This window comes from Streptomyces sp. NPDC028635 (assembly GCF_040637635.1).
Lineage (GTDB): Bacteria > Actinomycetota > Actinomycetes > Streptomycetales > Streptomycetaceae > Streptomyces.
On record NZ_JBEZWX010000027.1, the window covers coordinates 1 to 17,294 of the forward strand.

Below are 17,294 nucleotides of genomic sequence, written 5' to 3' on the forward strand. Positions count from 1 at the left end.
GTGTGCTGTTCCGTTGTGGGGGGTGTCCGTCCTCGGTCCGGCCGCCCGTCACTCGATACGGCGCCGTTGCCCGGTGCCGGCCGCTGCGGGCGGACACCCCCCACCCCGGCCCCTTCCCGCCGTCGGCGACTGCGGGCCGTCGCCCCTTCCCCTTCGGGGGGTGGTCGCCCCTGCGGGTCCGGTGCGGGCCGTCGGCCCTTCCGGGTCGGGTGCGACCGCAACCCCCTGGGGGCGCGGGGAACTGCGCGAGTGGCCACGACGCACCCGCGCGCGCCGGCGCTCCTTTCGGGGCCGGCAGGGGCCGCCGCGGGAAATCGTCGGGGACATTATGTCGAGGTGACGATTAGACTGGCCGTGTGCCTCAACTTCGTCTCGCTCTGAATCAGATCGACTCGCGCGTCGGCGACCTCGCCGGGAACTCCGAGACGATCGTCCGCTGGGCCCGGCACTCCGCCGAGCAGGGGGCGCATCTCGCGGTCTTCCCGGAAATGGCGCTGACCGGCTACCCCGTCGAGGACCTGGCGCTCAGGTCGTCGTTCGTGGAGGCGTCCCGTACCGCGCTGCGTTCGCTCGCCGCGCGGCTCGTCGAGGAGGGGCTCGGGGAGCTGCCCGTGCTCGTCGGCTACCTCGACCGCTGTGAGACCGCACAGCCGAAGTACGGTCAGCCGGCCGGTGCGCCGCAGAACGCCGCCGCGGTGCTGCACCGGGGCGACGTGGTGCTCACCTTCGCCAAGCACCACCTGCCGAACTACGGCGTCTTCGACGAGTTCCGCTATTTCGTGCCCGGTGACTCGATGCCCGTGCTGCGGCTGCACGGCGTGGACATCGCGCTGGCCATCTGCGAGGACCTGTGGCAGGACGGGGGGCGCGTGCCGGCGGCGCGTTCCGCCGGGGCGGGGCTGCTGGTCTCCGTCAACGCCTCGCCGTACGAGCGCAACAAGGACGACACCCGGCTCGAGCTGGTCCGCAAACGGGCGCAGGAGGCCGGCTGCACCACCGCCTATCTCGCCATGGTCGGCGGCCAGGACGAGCTGGTGTTCGACGGCGACTCGATCGTCGTGGACCGTGACGGGGAGGTCGTCGCGCGGGCGCCGCAGTTCTCCGAGGGGTGCGTGGTGCTCGATCTGGAGCTGCCCGCCGCCGATCCGCAGGCTCCCGAGGGGGTGGTCGACGACGGATTGCGCATCGATCGGGTCGTGTTGTCCGAGGAGCCGGTCGCCCCGTACGCGCCCGAGCACGGCGGCGGCCACGCGGAGCGGCTCGACGACGAGGAGGAGGTCTACTCGGCCCTCGTCGTGGGGCTGCGGGCGTATGTGCGCAAGAACGGGTTCCGGTCCGTGCTCATCGGGTTGTCCGGCGGGATCGACTCCGCGCTCGTCGCGGCCATCGCCTGTGACGCCGTGGGGGCCGAGAACGTCCACGGCGTGGCCATGCCGTCCAAGTACTCCTCCGAGCACTCCCGGGGGGACGCCGCCGAGCTGGCCCGGCGGACGGGACTGAACTTCCGTACCGTGCCGATCGCGCCCATGTTCGACGCCTACATGGCCGCGGCCGAGCTGACCGGGCTCGCGGAGGAGAACCTGCAGTCCAGGCTGCGCGGGACGCTGCTCATGGCCCTGTCCAACCAGGAGGGGCACATCGTCCTCGCGCCGGGCAACAAGTCCGAGCTGGCGGTCGGGTATTCGACGTTGTACGGCGACTCGGTGGGGGCGTACGGGCCCGTCAAGGACGTCTACAAGACGTGGATCCGGCGGCTCGCCGAGTGGCGCAACCGGGCCGCCGAGGCACGGGGGCAGACGCCGCCCATCCCGGAGAACTCCATCACCAAGCCGCCGAGCGCCGAGCTGCGGCCGGGGCAGGTGGACACGGACTCGCTGCCGGACTATGCGGTGCTGGACGCGATCCTCGAACTGTACGTGGACCGGGATCTGGGGGCCGACGCCATCGTGGCGGCGGGGTACGACCCGGAGCTGGTGGCCCGGACGCTGCGGATGGTCGACACCGCCGAGTACAAGCGGCGGCAGTACCCGCCGGGGACGAAGATCTCGCCGAAGGGGTTCGGGAAGGACCGGCGGCTGCCCATCACGAACGGGTGGCGGGAGTCCGTCTGAGACGGCCGGGGGCGCCTCGGGGCGCCCCCGTTCGTCGTCAGTGGTGCAGGGTGGGTGCCTCGTGCGGGACGTGCGCCGCCACGACGCGGCCCTCCTGCGGGGACCTGCGGTCCACCGCGTAGGCGACCGCCGCCACGCCCACGCCGAGCACCGCCAGCAGGGCGCCGGCCAGCGCCGGGGACGTCGTGCCGAAGCCGGCCGCCAGGGCCAGGCCGCCGATCCAGGCGCCGCCCGCGTTGGCCAGGTTGAACGCCGCCTGGTTGGCCGAGGAGGCCAGGGACGGGGCCGCCTGCGCCTTCTCCATCACCATCAGCTGCAGCGGGGAGCCCGTGACGAACGCGGCCGTGCCGAGGAGGGCGACGGCGAGCGCCGCGGTGATCTGCGTGTGCATGAGGAGGGGGAACAGGGCGAGGACCACGGCCAGGGACGTCAGGCCGCCGAAGAGGGTGCCGCGCAGCGAGTGGTCCGCCAGACGGCCGCCCAGGAGGTTGCCGATCGTCGCGCCGACGCCGAACAGGGCGAGCAGGACGGTCACGCTCGCGTCGGCGTAGCCGGCGGCGTCGGTGAGCATCGGCGTGACGTAGCTGTAGGCCGCGAACAGCGCGCCGAAGCCGGCGACCGTCGTGCCGAGGGCCAGCCAGACCGGCACCGAGCGCAGGGCGGCCAGTTCGCCGCGCAGGCCCGTGGCGGACGCGTGCGTGTGGTCGTGCGGGATCAGCGCGGCCAGGGACGCGATCGCGGCCAGGCCGATCACGCTGACACCGAGGAACGCTGCCCGCCAGCCGAGGTGCTGGCCGATCAGGGTGGCCACCGGGACGCCCGCGATGTTGGCGACCGTCAGGCCGAGGAACATCAGCGAGACCGAGCGGGCCTTGCGCTCCGGCGCCACCATGGTGGTCGCGACCACGGCTCCCACACCGAAGAAGGCGCCGTGCGGGAGGCCGCTGAGGAAGCGGGCCGCGAGCAGGGTGGCATCGGTGGGGGCGAACGCGGAGAGCGCGTTGCCCACGACGAACAGGACCATCAGGGCGATCAGCACCGTACGGCGCGACATGCGCGCGGTGAGCGCCGCGAGCAGCGGAGCGCCGATGACGACACCCAGGGCGTACGCCGAGACCAGATGGCCGGCGGCGGGGATGGAGATGTGCAGGTCGTCCGCGACGTCGGGCAGCAGCCCCATCATCACGAACTCGGTCGTACCGATGCCGAAGGCGCCCACGGCGAGGGCGAGCAGGGCCAGGGGCATGAAGTACCTTTCGAGACTTTGGGGACGTTCGGAAACTCTCTATGTTTCCATTCGGAACAAAGTCTCTCAGGCGGAGTGTTCCGCCCGATGGCGCCGAAGTTACGGCTCTGCTGCGACCTGCGGTTTTACGAGCCCGTTGTGGTCACCTTCACACGGGCCGCGACCGGGAGGTGATCGCTGGCCGTGGCCGGCAGGGTCCAGGAGCGCTCGGGCTCGACACCCTTGACCATGATCTGGTCGATCCGGGCCATCGGGAACGACGCCGGCCAGCTGAAGCCGAAGCCGTCACCGGCCGCGCCCTGCGTGGAGCGCATCTGGGAGGTGACCGCGTTCAGGGCGCGGTCGTTCATGGTGCCGTTGAGGTCGCCGAGCAGGATCACCCGGGGCAGCTTCTCCTCGGCGATGGCCTCGCCGAGGGCGTCGGCGCTCTTGTCGCGCTGCCGGGCCGTGAAGCCCGCGGCCGCCTTGACCCGCACCGACGGCAGATGGGCGACGTACACCGCGACCGGGCCCTCGGGGGTGGCGACGGTGGCGCGCATCGCCCGCTTCCAGCCCAGCCGGATGTCCACGGCCTCGACGCCGGACATCGGGTACTTGCTCCACAGTCCCACCGTGCCCACGACAGCGTGGTGCGGGTAGGTGGCCGCCAGCGCCTGCTCGTACGTGGGCACCGCGGACGCCTTGATCTCCTCCAAGGCCACCATGTCCGCGCCGGACGCGGCGACCTTGCGGGCGGTGCCGGAGGGGTCGGGGTTGTCGGCGTTGACGTTGTGGGTGGCCACCATCAGGTCGCCGCCGCTGCCGCTCTTGTCGCTGAGCAGCCCGCCGAACAGGTTCAGCCACACGATCGCGGGCAGCACCACCGCGATCAGGGCGGTCGCCGAGCGGCGGACCAGGGCGCCCAGGACGAGGAACGGGATCAGCACTCCCAGCCAGGGCAGGAACGTCTCGGTGAGGCTGCCCAGGTTGCCGAAGGTGTTGGGGATGCGGGAGTGGATCAGCATCACCAGCGCGAGGGCCACCGCGACCGCCGCGAGGAGCAGACCGCGCCGCCAGATGCGTACGTCGCCGCGCCAGGAGCGCAGCCAGCGGGCCGCCACGCGCCGGATCCGGGTTCCCGGGCGCTGGTCCCCCGCGCCACCGTCGGCCGTCTCCGTCACGTATGCCTGCTGCGCCATACCGTCGCCTCACTACCTGCCGTGCACACCGTCGTCCCCCGCGCCCTTACGACCCTAGGGGATGATCGGCTCTGTCCCTGCCGTCTCGCGACGGCCGTACGGGCACGAGGACGAATGGGGTGGCGCGCGAAGTTCCGTTTACGCCCCCGGGCACGGGGGTTGTGACGAAACCTGCACATTACGGCTGTGAACTGACGGGGCGTAGTCCTTCCATGACCGTGTCGACGATCCTCTCCGCCAGGCCCTCGGGCAGGTCGGCCTCGGGTCGCAGCAGGGTGCGCATGAGGAGGGGGCCGACGAACATGTCGTTGGCCAGTTCGAGGTCCACGTCGGCGCGGATCTCACCGTCCTCGCGGCCCCGGCGCAGCACGTCCAGGCCGAGGTTGCGCCGGGGCACGATGACGTTGGCGTGATAGGCCGCCCAGATGCGGGGGCTGGACTTCATCTGCACGTGCGCGTTGTGCAGCAGGGCCGAGGACCGGCTGGCCAGGGCGCGCTGCCGCAGCGACTCCAGCAGGGCGATCAGGTCGTCGCGCGTCGAGGTGCCGGGCAGCACCGGGTCCGGCGGTTCGGCGGCCCGGATGACGTCGACGAACAGTTCCTCCTTGCCGCTCCAGCGGCGGTAGATGGTGGCCTTGCCGACGCCCGCGGTGCGCGCGATGCGCTCGATGGACAACTCGGCCAGCGGCACGCCCTCCTCCAGGAGTTTCATCGCCCCCTCGAGGATGGCGCGCTCCACGGCCTCGCTGCGAGGCCGGCCCCGGGCCGGGGCCTCGCTGCGGCTGTCGGCAAGACTCACGTCGTCCCGTCCCTTCGTCCGTTCCTGGCCTGCGGGAATTGTCCCCCGCCGGAGCGGTCTATTCCGCGGCCGCGACCAATTCCGGCTCCTCCTTGCCGCGCTGACCCTCCGTCGGGCGGCCCGGCAGGAACAGCGCCACGACGACCGCGCCGACGACGGCCACACCGGCGCCCCACAGGGCGGTGACGTGCATGGCGTGCAGGAAGGCGTCGTTGGCCGGGCCGACCAGGTCCTTGCCGCGCGGGCCGAGCTTGGCGGCGACGCCGAGGGTGGCCTCGATGGACTCGCCCGCGACGTCGCGCAGGCCGGCGGGCAGCGCGCCGAGCTTGTCCTCGATGCCGTTGCGGTAGGCCGTGGAGAGCACCGAGCCGAGGACGGCGATGCCGAGGGCGCCGCCGACCTGGCGGAAGGTGTTGCTGAGCGCGGACGCCGAGCCGGCCTTCTCGCGCGGCAGGGCCTGCATGATGACGACGCTGACCGGGGTCATGATGTGCGCCATGCCGGTGCCCATCAGGAAGAAGATCACTTCCAGCAGCCAGATCGGGGTGTCGGCCTCGAGCGTCGCGAACGCCGCCAGCATCGCGGCGATCACCAGCATGCCCGCCGTGGTGGTGGCCCGGTTGCCGAAGCGGTCGACGAGCAGCCGGGCCCGGGGCGCGAAGATCATCTGGGCGGCGGCCAGCGGCAGCATCAGCAGGCCCGTCTGCAGCGGGGTGTAGCCGCGCACGCTCTGGGTGTAGAAGACCGAGAAGAAGGTCACGCCCATCAGCGCGAAGAAGACCAGCGCTATCGCGCCGATGGCGGCGGAGAAGACCTTGTTCTTGAAGTAGGTGACGTCGATGGACGGATGGTCGCTGCGCTTTTCGAACACGACGAACGCGGCGAGGACCAGCACACCGGCCGCGATGGTCGCGAGCACCGTGGTGTCGGTGAAGTCGGCGAGCTGGCCGCCCTTGATGATGCCGTAGACCAGCAGGACCAGGCCGACGACGGACAGGACGACGCCCACCGGGTCGACGTGTCCCGGGTTCGGGTCACGGGAGTCGGGCACCAGCCACAGCATCAGCGCCAGGGCGAGGAGCACGATGGGCACGTTGACCAGGAAGACCGAGCCCCACCAGAAGTGGGCGAGCAGGAGACCGCCGGTGATCGGGCCGATGGCGATGGCGAGGCCGACGCCGCCGGCCCAGATGCCGATGGCCTTCGGCTGCTCCTCGCGCTCGAAGACGTTCATCAGCACGGCGAGGGTGGCCGGCATCACGAAGGCCGCGCCGAGGCCCATCACCGCGCGGAACGCGATGAGCTGCGCCGGGGAGCCGGACTCGGCGGCCAGCGCGGAGCCGATGCCGAACACCGCGAGACCGCCGAGCAGCACCTTCTTGCGGCCCAGGCGGTCGCCGAGCAGGCCGGCGGTGAACAGCAGGCCGGCGAAGACGAGGGTGTAGGCGTTGATCGCCCACTCCAGCTCGCTCTGCGTGGCGCCGAGGCCCGTCGGGGCCGGGGTGGAGATCGTCTTGATCGCGACGTTCAGGATCGAGTTGTCCAGGACGACGATCAGCAGGCTGAGCATCAGGACCGCGAGGATCGCCCAGCGGCGCCGGTGCACGGCTTCGGGTATCCGGGGGGCGGAGACGGCGGGAGTGGTCATGGGACGAGCGTAGTCATTTTCGATACGGCACCGTGTCGTATCGAAATGTTTTTACCCGGTTCTTACGTCGGGTCGGCGCGCGCGAAGGCCCTCCCCGGGCGCGTGACACGGCCCATGGCGGGGCCCCCTGGCTCCGACTGGCACGAGGTGCCACCATGGAGGTGGTCCGGGGACACCGTCAGGGTGCCTCGAGATGACGTTAGGAGCCGTGCCATGACGCAGCTTCCGGCTGCCTCGCACACGCAGAGCGGTCCCTCCGACGGCAGCAAGGCGCTGTACGGGGGCAAGATCAACCGCCGCATCACCGTCCGGGACATCGCCGCCGCCAAGGAGCGGGGCGAGAAGTGGCCCATGCTGACCGCCTACGACGCGATGACCGCGTCCGTCTTCGACGAGGCCGGGATCCCGGTCCTCCTCGTCGGCGACTCGGCGGGCAACTGCCATCTCGGGTACGACACGACCGTGCCCGTCACGCTCGACCAGATGACCATGCTGTCCGCGGCCGTCGTCCGCGGCACCCGGCGTGCGCTGATCGTCGGGGACCTGCCGTTCGGCTCCTACCAGGAGGGGCCGGTGCAGGCGCTGCGCTCGGCGACCCGGCTGGTGAAGGAGGCCGGGGTCGGCGCCGTGAAGCTCGAGGGCGGTGAGCGCTCCCACGAGCAGATCCGTCTCCTGGTGGAGGCCGGGATCCCGGTGATGGCGCACATCGGGCTGACCCCGCAGTCCGTCAACGCCATGGGCTACCGCGTCCAGGGGCGCGGTGAGGAGGCGGCGCAGCAGCTGCTGCGGGACGCCAAGGCCGTCCAGGACGCGGGCGCCTTCGCCGTCGTACTGGAGCTGGTGCCGGCCGAGCTGGCCGCCGAGGTGACCCGGGTGCTGCACATCCCGACGGTCGGCATCGGGGCGGGCGCGGAGACGGACGCGCAGGTGCTGGTGTGGACCGACATGCTCGGGCTGACCGGCGGGCGGGTCCCGAAGTTCGTCAAGCAGTACGCCGACCTGCGGTCCGTGATGGGCGACGCGGCGAGGGCGTTCGCCGGTGACGTGGTCGGCGGCACGTTCCCGCTGGAGGAGCACTCCGTCCACTGACGACTCCGTCGGCTGACGGCTCCCTCCCTCGCAGGGGAAACGTCGACTGAAGCCAACGCCGAGTGGCCCCGCCGGTTTCCCCCGCCGGCGGGGCCGTGCGCTGCGCGGCCGCGGCGGGTCCCGTGACCGGCCCAGGGGCTCCGCCCCCGGACGCCGGGGGGCGTTTCCCACCCACCCGTTGTTCGAAGCCAAGAGCCACCGCTCCGCCCCGCCGTATGCTCCGCAAGCGCCCCCGCGGACTCCGCCGCCCCCGGCCCCCCGTGCACGGCCCGTCGGTCCGTGGGCGCGGGCGGGGGTGCGGGCTCGCGTCGGCCACCGCCCCTCCTCACGCCTCGATGGCGCCCAGTTGGCGGAGTTGGGTCAGGGTGTCGACGACGCCTCGGATTTCGGTGATGCGGCCGGCTTTCTGGCGTACGACGAAGATCTCGGCGTAGCGGACGGGCCGGCCGGTCGGGGGCAGGCCGCGGTAGTCGCCGAGGTGGGTGCCGGTGACCGTGTTGCGGTAGACGGTCTTGTCCCCCTGGGTGATCACGTCCTCGATCTCCACGCGCAGGTCGGGGAAGGCGGGCAGCAGTACCCGCCACACCTGCTTGAGGGCCTGCACCCCGCTCACGCCCGTCGGCACCGGCGCGTGGAAGACCAGACCGGGGTCGCAGACCTCGTCGATGGTCTTCTCGACCAGTTCCAGGTCGCCGCTGTTCACCGCGTCGTGCATCCGGCTGAAGGGCGTGCTCCCGCTCATGGCCGTGTCGCTCATGGCCGTGTCCCTCATGACCGTGTCGTTCATGGCCGTGTCCTTCCTCGTCCGTGTCGTCGTCCCTATGACGAACCGCAGGCCCCGTGTGTGACATGTCGGTGGGATGTCGGTGGCCTCCGCGGGCTGTCGGGCGTCTGTCGGTGGTTTGTCGGTGCGGGCTGACACCGTCGTGGTCATGACGCGAATCGACAACAACCCCGGCGGCGCGGGCAGCGCCGTAACCGTGCGGGGGCTGGTCAAGCACTACGGCGAGACCAAGGCGCTGGACGGCGTCGACCTGGACGTGCGCGAGGGCACCGTGATGGGTGTGCTCGGGCCGAACGGCGCCGGCAAGACCACGCTCGTGCGGATTCTGTCCACCCTGCTGACTCCGGACGCCGGGGAGGCGTTCGTCGCCGGGTACGACGTGATCCGGCAGCCCCGGCAGCTGCGGCGGGTGATCGGCCTCACCGGGCAGTACGCCTCGGTCGACGAGAAGCTGCCCGGCTGGGAGAACCTGTACATGATCGGGCGGCTGCTCGACCTGTCCCGCAAGGACGCCCGGGCCCGCGCCGACGAGCTGCTGGAGCGGTTCTCGCTGACCGAGGCCGCCAAGCGGCCCGCGGGGACCTACTCCGGCGGCATGCGGCGGCGCCTCGACCTCGCCGCCTCCATGATCGGCCACCCGGCCGTGCTGTACCTGGACGAGCCCACCACCGGCCTCGACCCGCGCACCCGCAACGAGGTGTGGGACGAGGTCAAGCGGATGGTCGGCGACGGCGTCACCGTGCTGCTGACCACGCAGTACATGGAGGAGGCCGAGCAGCTCGCCTCCGAGCTGACCGTCGTGGACCGCGGCAAGGTCATCGCCGGCGGCGGCATCGAGGAGCTGAAGGCGAAGGTCGGCGGGCGCACGCTGCGGGTCCGTCCGCTGGACCCGCGCGAGCTCCAGCCGCTGGCCGGGATGCTCGACGAGCTGGGCATCACCGGACTCGCCACCACCACCGTGGACACCGAGAGCGGTGCCCTGCTGGTGCCGGTCCTCAGCGACGAGCAGCTGACCGCCGTGGTCGGCGCGGTCACCGCGCGCGGCATCACGCTGTCCTCCATCACCACCGAACTGCCCAGCCTGGACGAGGTGTTCCTCTCCCTCACCGGCCACCGCGCCGGTGCCCCGCAGGACGCCGAGCCCGCCGACGAACGCCAGGAGGTCGCCGTATGAGCGCCGCCACTGTCACCCCGACCGCGACCGACGCCCGTATCCCGCTGCGCGGGCACCTGCGGCACACCGGCGCCCTCATCCGCCGCAACCTGCTGTGGATCCGGCAGGACCCCGAGTCGATGTTCGACGCGCTGCTGATGCCGGTCGTCTTCACGCTGCTGTTCGTGTACGTCTTCGGCGGGTCCATCGGGCAGGCGCTCGGCGGCGGCCAGGACCAGTACGTGCAGTACGTCATCCCGGGCATGATCGCGATGATGAGCATGACCCTGTCGCAGGGTGTCGGCACCGGCTTCAGCCAGGACTTCAACAGCGGTGTCATGGACCGGTTCCGCACGCTGCCCATCGGGCGCGGCTCCGTGCTCTTCGCGAAGATCACCGTGGAGCTGGGGCGGATGCTGTTCGCCACGGCCGTCCTGATGATCGTCGCCGTGCTCGTCGGGTTCGACATCACCAACTGGCCGGGACTGTTCGCGACCATCGGGCTGTCCGCGCTGTTCGCGTCCTCCATCATGTGGGTGTTCCTCACGCTGGGCGTGATCCTGAAGAACGCGCAGTCCGTGCAGGCGATGGGCTTCCTGGTGCTGTTCCCGCTGCAGTTCGGCTCGTCGATCTTCGCGCCGACGCAGTCGATGCCGGGCTGGCTGCAGGCCTTCACCGACTACAACCCGCTGTCCACGCTCGCCGACTCCGCGCGCGGCCTGATGATCGGCGGTCCGGTCGCCCACGACCTGTGGGTGACGGTGGCCTGGTCGGTGGCGATCACCGCGGTGATGGCGCCGGTCGCCATCCACAAGTTCCGCACCAAGAACTGACGCCGCGTGCGCGGGCGTCGGTGCGCGTCATACGAGGGCGACGGCCTCCTCGGGGGAGAGGCCGGCGCCCTCGGCGTATGCGGCGGCGTACTGCTCGTCGTCACCGAGCGCGGCGCGGACCTCCTGCTCGGCGCGGGCGCGGGCGGCGCGTTCGGCGAAGCCGGAGACATGGCCGCGCGGCAGCAGCGTCTCGGCCGCGCCCAGGCAGCGGGCGCCGTCCCGGGCGCGGGCGCCGCCGTCGCTGCCGGCCAGGGCGGCGGCGGCGAGGACCAGGCACAGGGCGCGCATGTGCGGCACGATCGTGCGCGACAGCGGCTCGTTGGCCTGCTCCAGCGCCCGGCGGGTCTTGGACAGCGCCTCGTCGTGAAGGCCGTCGACCACGTCGAGCCACGCCTCCTGGGTGAGGATGAAACCGTCGAAGACGAAGAAGGAGGCCGGCCCGAAGTCCTCCCGCAGCCGCCGGATCAGCTCACGGGCCTCCGCGGTGCGGCCGGTGACGCTCAGCCAGCCGGCGAGGAACAGCCGGGCGGCCGGCATGGCCTCGGTCACCATGCCCTCCGGCTGGTCGGCCACCTCGCGCAGCAGCGCCTCGCCGCGCTCCGGGTCGCCCGCCTCCAGCAGCGCCGTGCCCAGCCGGGCGGTGAGCACGGCCTGCTGGGCGCGGGCGCCGAGCCGTTCGGCGACGGCGCCGGCGGCCTCGTAGTCCGCGGCGGCCGCCGCGGACTCGCCCTTGCGCTCGTGGGCCTCACCGCGCGCCGACAGCGACTCCGCCACGCCCCAGTCGTCGCCGAGACGGAGGAAGATCTCCAGGGCCTCGTCGGCGTCGGCGGCGGCGTCGCCGGCCCAGTCGGTGCGGTTGGCCAGGAGGTTGGCGCGCATCTGGAGGCAGAGGGCGAGTTCCCACTCGTGGTCGGAGCGGGTGCGGCAGGTCGCCACGGCCGCGTCGCTGATCGTGTGGATCCGGTCGATGTCGCCGCTGAGCACCACGGCGAAGAACCAGACGTAGCCCGGCGGACGGCAGACCTGCGGCAGGCCCGGGACGTACGTCTCGCTCACGATCCGCAGCTTCTCCTGCGCCTGCGGGGTCTTCCAGGCGTCCATCTCGGTGTCCATGCAGGCGAGGTGCACCAGGTGGACGCCGCGGCGGGCCTCGGCGAGCACCTCGCCGGTCATCGGTGGCGGCGCGTCCGTGCAGCGTTCCCACAGCGGGAGGGCGGGGCGTACCGGCTCGGTGAACGGGTCGGGGCCGAGGGCCATGACCTCGGCGGCCCAGTTGCGGGTCTCGATGCGCAGGTCGCGCATCTGCCAGTACCAGCACAGCGACAGCACCAGGCACAGCGCCTCCTGCTCGTCGCGGGCGGCGACGGCGTGCCGCAGGGCGGTGCGCAGGTTCTCGTACTCCCGCTCGATGCGCTCGATGGCGGCGCGCTGCCCGTGGCCGCGCAGCTGCGGGTCGGTGGTGCGGGCGAGTTCGCGGAAGTACGTCAGATGGGCGCGCTCGGCGTCGGCGCGGGCACCGCAGTCGTCGAGGCGTTCGGCGGCGTACTCGGCGACCGTCTCCAGCAGCCGGTAGCGCATGGAGCCGTCCTCGCCGGTCGGGGTGGCGACGACGAGGGACTTGTCGACGAGGGAGGCGAGCGCGTCGAAGGCGGCGGGGCCGCACACGGCCTCCGCGGCCGGCAGGTCGCAGCCGCCGGCGAAGACGGACAGCCGCCGCAGGACGTCCCGTTCGTCCTCGTCGAGCAGGTCCCAGGACCAGTCGACGACCGCGCGCAGGGTCTGCTGGCGGGGCAGGACCGTGCGGCTGCCGGAGGTGAGCAGCCGGAAGCGGTCGTCGAGGCGGTCGGCGATCTGGCGCGCGGTCAGCATGCGCAGCCGGGCCGCGGCGAGTTCGATGGCGAGCGGCAGGCCGTCGAGGCGGCGGCAGATCTCGGCGCAGGCCGCCGCGGTCTCCTCGTCGGCGTCGACGCGGAAGCCGGGGCGGGCGGCGGCGCCGCGGTCGGCGAGCAGCCGCAGCGCGACCGGCTCGGGTAGCGGCTCGACGGGACGCAGGACTTCACCCGGTACGCCGAGGGGTTCGCGGCTGGTGGCCAGCACCGTCACGTCCGGGCAGCGCGCCAGCAGCTCCTCGGTGAGGCGGGCGGCGGCGTCCACGACGTGTTCGCAGTTGTCGAGGACGATCAGCATGCGGCGCCGGGCGCAGTGCTCGGCGAGGCGGACGACGGGGTCGTCGTGGCGTTCGGCCACGGCCCGCATCTCCTCGGCGCCGGCGCCGCGCAGCACCGTCTCGCGGGCGCCGACGGCGGTGAGGACGGCCTCGGGTACGGCGGCCGGGTCGTCGACGGGGGCGAGTTCGGCGAGCCAGACGCCGTCGCGGGCGACATCCCCCACCGTCTCGGCGGCTTCCTGCGACAGCCGGGTCTTGCCGGCCCCGCCGGGCCCGAGGAGGGTGACCAGCCGGGCGGTGGCGAGATCCTGCCGGATCGCCTCGATGTCCGTCTCCCGGCCGACGAAGGAGGTCAGCCGGGCGCGGAGGTTGCCGGGGGGCTGCGGGGCGGAGGCCGCGGGGCGCGGGGCCGGCGGGGACGGGACGGCCGGGGGCGTGCCGTGGGCGGCGGGGGCCGGCGGGACGTCGCGCGGGCCGGCGGCCGTCGGGAGGGGGGCGGGCGTGCCGTGGGGCGTCTCCTGCGGGCTGAGCAGCCGCGCGTGCAGGGCGCGCAGTTCCGGGCCGGGGTCGGAGCCGAGGCGGTCGGCGAGGAGGTGGCGTATCTCGTCGTAGGCGGCGAGGGCCTGCGCGGTGCGGCCGGTGTCGCGCAGGGCGCGCAGCCGCAGCGCCTGCAGCGGCTCGTCCAGGGGGTGGGTGTCGCACAGCGCGGTCAGCTCGGGCAGCGCCTGGTCGGCCTCGCCGAGCGCGAGCGCGGCGGTCAGCCGGGCGCGCCGCGCGTCCAGGCGGCGGGTCTCCCAGCGGGCCGCCTCGGCGGTGCGGTCGGGCAGGTCGGCGAGGGCGGGCCCCTGCCACAGGGCGAGGGCGTCGTCCAGCAGGGCGGCCGCCTTGGCGGGGTCGCCGTCGGCCAGGGCGCGCAGTCCGTCGCCGGCCAGCCGCTCGAAGCGGTGCAGGTCGACGTCGTCGGCGCCGGCGGCGAGGCGGTAGCCGCCGTCGACGGAGGCCACCGCGTCCGCGCCGAGCGCCCGGCGCAACCGCCCGACCAGCGCCTGCAGCGCCCCGGGCGCGTCGGCCGGCGGGTCGTCTCCGGCCCACACCTCCTCCACGAGCAGCGTCGCGGGCACGGTACGGCCGGCCCGCAGGGCGAGCACGGTCAGCAGGGCACGCAGCCGCGCCCCGCCGAGCGCGACGGCCGAGCCGTCGGGGCGGAGTACCTGGGTGGTGCCGAGGATGCGGTAGCGCACGGGGTCCATTGTGTCGGGGGACGCGGGTGCACCGCTCCCGGGTTTTGGACGCGCCCCGGCCGGCCGGAACCCGGGGCGCCCCGCCGGACGTTCTCCCCGCGTCACCGGTACGGTCGACCCGCGTGCCGCCGCCCACCCCAGTCAGGAGCCCCATGACGACCGCCGCGACCCGTCGCAGTGACCGCCGGATCAGTCCTGTCTTCCTCGGGATCGTGGCCGTGGCGGCGGTGGCGGGGTGGGCCGCCTGGAGCGGTTTCGCCGGGCAGCCGGGTGTGGCGGTGTTCTTGTTCGTGACGGCGGCGTGGGTCGTCTCCCTGTGTCTGCACGAGTACGCGCACGCGCGCACCGCGCTGCACAGCGGGGACGTCACGGTGGGCGCGAAGGGGTATCTCACGCTCAACCCGATGAGGTACACGCACGCCCTGCTGAGCGTCGTGCTGCCGGTCGTGTTCCTGATCATGGGCGGGATCGGGCTGCCGGGCGGCGCGGTCTTCATCGAGCGGGGGCGCATCCGGGGCCGCTGGCGGCACAGCCTGGTCTCGGCGGCCGGCCCGTTGACGAACGTCGTGTTCGCCGTGGTGTGCGCGGCCCCGTTCTGGCTGGGCTCGCCGGACGGCATGCCCGGCGACTTCCGGTACGCGCTGGCGTTCCTGGCGCTGCTGCAGGTGACGGCGGCGATCCTGAACTTCCTGCCGGTACCCGGGCTGGACGGCTACGGCGTGCTCGAGCCGTGGCTGTCGGCGAGGGTGAAGCGGCAGGTGGAGCCGTATGCGCCGTTCGGGCTGCTGTTCGTGTTCGCGCTGCTGTGGGTGCCGTCGGTGAACACCGTGTTCTTCGACGCGGTGCACGCGATCCTGCGCGGGCTGGGGGTGAGCGACTTCGACGCGTACTGGGGCCGGGAACTCTACCGGTTCTGGTGAGCCGTCCGGGCGGAGGCGCGGTCGCGCCGCAGGTAGTACCAGGCCATGTTGGACGACACGCCCGCGAGCAGCACCCAGACGACGCCCAGCCAGCTGCCCTGGACGAAGGAGACGACGGCCGCGACCACGGTGAGGACGCAGACGGCGAGGGCGTAGAGGGCGAGGCGGGGCATGGGGGTCGGCTCCTGTCGGGACGGTCGGTGGTCAGGTGGGCGGTGCGTCGGGGCCGCTCGCGGGACCGCACCCTGACCGGTGGCGGGACACTGCGGGCATCAGCGACGCCCCCAGTGTCCCCCATGGCTCACACGTCGGTGATACGCAGGCCCGCGTGCGCCTTGTAGCGGCGGTTGACGGAGATCAGGTTCGCGACCAGCGACTCCACCTGGTGCGCGTTGCGGAGCCGGCCGGCGAAGATGCCGCGCATGCCGGGGATGCGGCCGGCGAGGGCCTGGACGATCTCCACGTCGGCGCGGGCCTCGCCGAGCACCATCACGTCCGTGTCGATCCGCTCGATCTCCGGGTCCTCGAGGAGGACCGCCGAGAGGTGGTGGAAGGCGGCGGTGACCCGGGAACCGGGCAGCAGGGCGGCGGCCTGCTCGGCGGCGCTGCCCTCCTCCGGCTTCAGCGCATAGGCGCCCTTCTTGTCGAAGCCGAGCGGGTTGACGCAGTCCACGACGAGCTTGCCCGACAGTTCCTCGCGCAGGGACTCGAGGGTCTTGGCGTGGCCCTCCCACGGCACGGCGACGATCACGATGTCGCTGCGGCGGGCGGTCTCGGCGTTGCCGGCGCCCTCGATGCCGTGGCCGATGTCCTCGGCGGCGGCCTGCGCGCGCTCCGCGGCCCGTGAGCCGATGATCACCTTCTGTCCGGCCCGGGCGAGACGGTACGCCAGCCCCTTGCCCTGCGGTCCGGTCCCGCCGAGCACGCCGACGACGAGCCCCGAGACGTCCGGGAGGTCCCAGGGGTCCTTGGCGGGGGCCTTCTGTGCGCTGTCGCTAGTGGTCATGTGCTGACCATACGTGGCCCTCGGCGGGCAGCGTGTCCGTCCCCTCTGCGGGCGAACCCGGGCCGAAGCCGGGGCGCGGGACGCCCGGTTGCGCAAGGATGCCGGGCCATGGACGCCGTACGGGTCGCACTGCTGCGGGAAGTGCTCGCCGGGACCGAGTGGCTGGGGGCCACGCGGAGGTTCGCGGGGGCGCTGCGGGGATCGGTCGTGTCGCACGGGGGCGGGCTGCTGCTCGTCGGCACACCGGAGTACGAGCCGTGGCATCTCGCGGCGCATCTCGTGGACGAGGCCGCGTGGTCGGGGACGCCGGAGCTGGCGCCGACGCTCGTGCGGCACGACGCGCGGCCGTCGGATCCGGCGCACCTGGCGGTCGGGCCGGGCCGGATCGAGGCGGCGCGGCGGGGCGAGACGCTGCTCGTCGTGGCGCCCGGCGAACCGGCGTCGCTGCTCCAGCGGGTGCACGACGCCCGGCGGGCCGGGGTGACCGTGCTGGCGCTGGGCGGTACGGAGGGCGAGCTGGCGGGGATGGCGCACGAGGCGCTGACGGTGCCGGACGGGGCGGAGCTGGATCTCGACACGGTGCAGCACCTGGTGAGCGCGGCGGCCGGGGAGAACACGGTGCCCGGTGCCCGCAGGGCGCCCCGCCGCTTCCGCGACCGTCTCTCCCGGCTGGCGGAATCGCTGACGGCCCCGCCGCCCGCGCCCTGGTGACCCACCGGGGATGACACACCGGCGCGGGCAGCGAGGCCGGCGCGGAAAGCCGGCCCCCGAGGCCGGCCCCGGCCGGCCCCACGGCGCCCCCGCCTACGGGAGCGATGCGACCACCGACACAGGCCCCGCCACCGGCTGCTCGGTGGGTGTGAGCCCGGGGCTCGAGGCTGTACCCCGTGGCCCGAGGCCGGGGGCAGGCCCGAGCCGACGTCAGGGCCGTGCCCGGGACCGGGGTTGTGCCCCGCATCGGGGCCGGGGCTCGAAGCCGCGCCAGGGCCGCCGGCCCGGCCCGCCCCGAGCGGGCGGGTGCGGGGCTGGGCCCGGGATCGCACCCGAGGCCCGAGGCCGCACCCAGGGCCGAAGGCCCGAGGGCGGGGCCGGGTTGCAGGGCGGGGGGTGGGAAAAGCG

14 protein-coding genes are annotated in these 17,294 nt (G+C 73.2%); 6 read left to right on the forward strand and 8 right to left on the reverse strand.

Annotation, left to right across the window (positions count from 1 at the left end):
• Positions 1–356 precede the first annotated feature (356 nt).
• Positions 357–2,111, forward strand: a complete 1,755-nt coding sequence (locus AB0E88_RS25125; RefSeq protein ID WP_361634464.1) for an NAD+ synthase — start codon at positions 357–359, stop codon at positions 2,109–2,111.
• A gap of 37 nt (positions 2,112–2,148) precedes the next feature.
• On the opposite strand, the gene AB0E88_RS25130 is transcribed toward AB0E88_RS25125, so the two are convergent.
• From AB0E88_RS25130 to AB0E88_RS25145, 4 genes are all read right to left on the reverse strand, one after another.
• Positions 2,149–3,357 (reverse strand): MFS transporter, encoded by a 1,209-nt coding sequence (locus AB0E88_RS25130; protein WP_361634466.1) that lies wholly within the window; start codon positions 3,355–3,357, stop codon positions 2,149–2,151.
• A 125-nt stretch (positions 3,358–3,482) separates the two neighbouring features.
• Positions 3,483–4,535, reverse strand: coding sequence for an endonuclease/exonuclease/phosphatase family protein (locus tag AB0E88_RS25135; RefSeq protein WP_361634469.1), 1,053 nt, complete (start codon positions 4,533–4,535; stop codon positions 3,483–3,485).
• 178 nt (positions 4,536–4,713) lie between these two features.
• Positions 4,714–5,334 (reverse strand): TetR/AcrR family transcriptional regulator, encoded by a 621-nt coding sequence (locus AB0E88_RS25140; RefSeq protein WP_361634472.1) that lies wholly within the window; start codon positions 5,332–5,334, stop codon positions 4,714–4,716.
• A 58-nt stretch (positions 5,335–5,392) separates the two neighbouring features.
• Positions 5,393–6,982, reverse strand: coding sequence for an MFS transporter (locus AB0E88_RS25145; RefSeq protein ID WP_361634474.1), 1,590 nt, complete (start codon positions 6,980–6,982; stop codon positions 5,393–5,395).
• 213 nt (positions 6,983–7,195) lie between these two features.
• On the opposite strand from AB0E88_RS25145, the gene panB reads away from it, so the two are divergent.
• On the forward strand, positions 7,196–8,071 hold the full coding sequence (gene panB / locus AB0E88_RS25150) for a 3-methyl-2-oxobutanoate hydroxymethyltransferase (protein ID WP_361634477.1): 876 nt from the start codon (positions 7,196–7,198) through the stop codon (positions 8,069–8,071).
• A 325-nt stretch (positions 8,072–8,396) separates the two neighbouring features.
• Here the strand turns inward: panB and AB0E88_RS25155 are convergent, their stop codons facing one another.
• On the reverse strand, positions 8,397–8,858 hold the full coding sequence (locus AB0E88_RS25155; protein WP_361634480.1) for an ester cyclase: 462 nt from the start codon (positions 8,856–8,858) through the stop codon (positions 8,397–8,399).
• Between the two features lie 145 nt (positions 8,859–9,003).
• On the opposite strand from AB0E88_RS25155, the gene AB0E88_RS25160 reads away from it, so the two are divergent.
• Positions 9,004–10,029, forward strand: coding sequence for an ATP-binding cassette domain-containing protein (locus tag AB0E88_RS25160; RefSeq protein WP_361634483.1), 1,026 nt, complete (start codon positions 9,004–9,006; stop codon positions 10,027–10,029).
• Positions 10,026–10,841: an ABC transporter permease gene (locus tag AB0E88_RS25165; RefSeq protein ID WP_361634486.1), complete on the forward strand. Its 816-nt coding sequence runs from the start codon at positions 10,026–10,028 to the stop codon at positions 10,839–10,841. Before AB0E88_RS25160 ends, AB0E88_RS25165 begins: the two co-directional genes overlap by 4 nt.
• A gap of 27 nt (positions 10,842–10,868) precedes the next feature.
• Here AB0E88_RS25165 and AB0E88_RS25170 read toward each other — a convergent pair whose 3' ends face one another.
• Positions 10,869–14,258: a BTAD domain-containing putative transcriptional regulator gene (locus tag AB0E88_RS25170; RefSeq protein WP_361634488.1), complete on the reverse strand. Its 3,390-nt coding sequence runs from the start codon at positions 14,256–14,258 to the stop codon at positions 10,869–10,871.
• Between the two features lie 143 nt (positions 14,259–14,401).
• On the opposite strand from AB0E88_RS25170, the gene AB0E88_RS25175 reads away from it, so the two are divergent.
• Entirely contained in the window at positions 14,402–15,169 is a 768-nt protein-coding gene (locus tag AB0E88_RS25175; RefSeq protein WP_361634491.1) for a site-2 protease family protein, read from the forward strand.
• On the opposite strand, the gene AB0E88_RS25180 is transcribed toward AB0E88_RS25175, so the two are convergent.
• A complete protein-coding gene (locus AB0E88_RS25180) occupies positions 15,154–15,342 on the reverse strand; it encodes a hypothetical protein (RefSeq protein WP_361634494.1) in 189 nt (62 codons plus the stop codon). The genes AB0E88_RS25175 and AB0E88_RS25180 overlap by 16 nt on opposite strands.
• 128 nt (positions 15,343–15,470) lie before the next feature.
• Complete coding sequence (npdG, locus tag AB0E88_RS25185; RefSeq protein ID WP_361634497.1) at positions 15,471–16,175, reverse strand: NADPH-dependent F420 reductase; 705 nt, start codon at positions 16,173–16,175, stop codon at positions 15,471–15,473.
• A 108-nt stretch (positions 16,176–16,283) separates the two neighbouring features.
• On the opposite strand from npdG, the gene AB0E88_RS25190 reads away from it, so the two are divergent.
• The gene (locus tag AB0E88_RS25190; RefSeq protein ID WP_361634499.1) at positions 16,284–16,886 is read left to right on the forward strand and encodes a hypothetical protein; all 603 of its coding nucleotides are present in this window, start codon (positions 16,284–16,286) and stop codon (positions 16,884–16,886) included.
• Positions 16,887–17,294 lie beyond the last annotated feature (408 nt).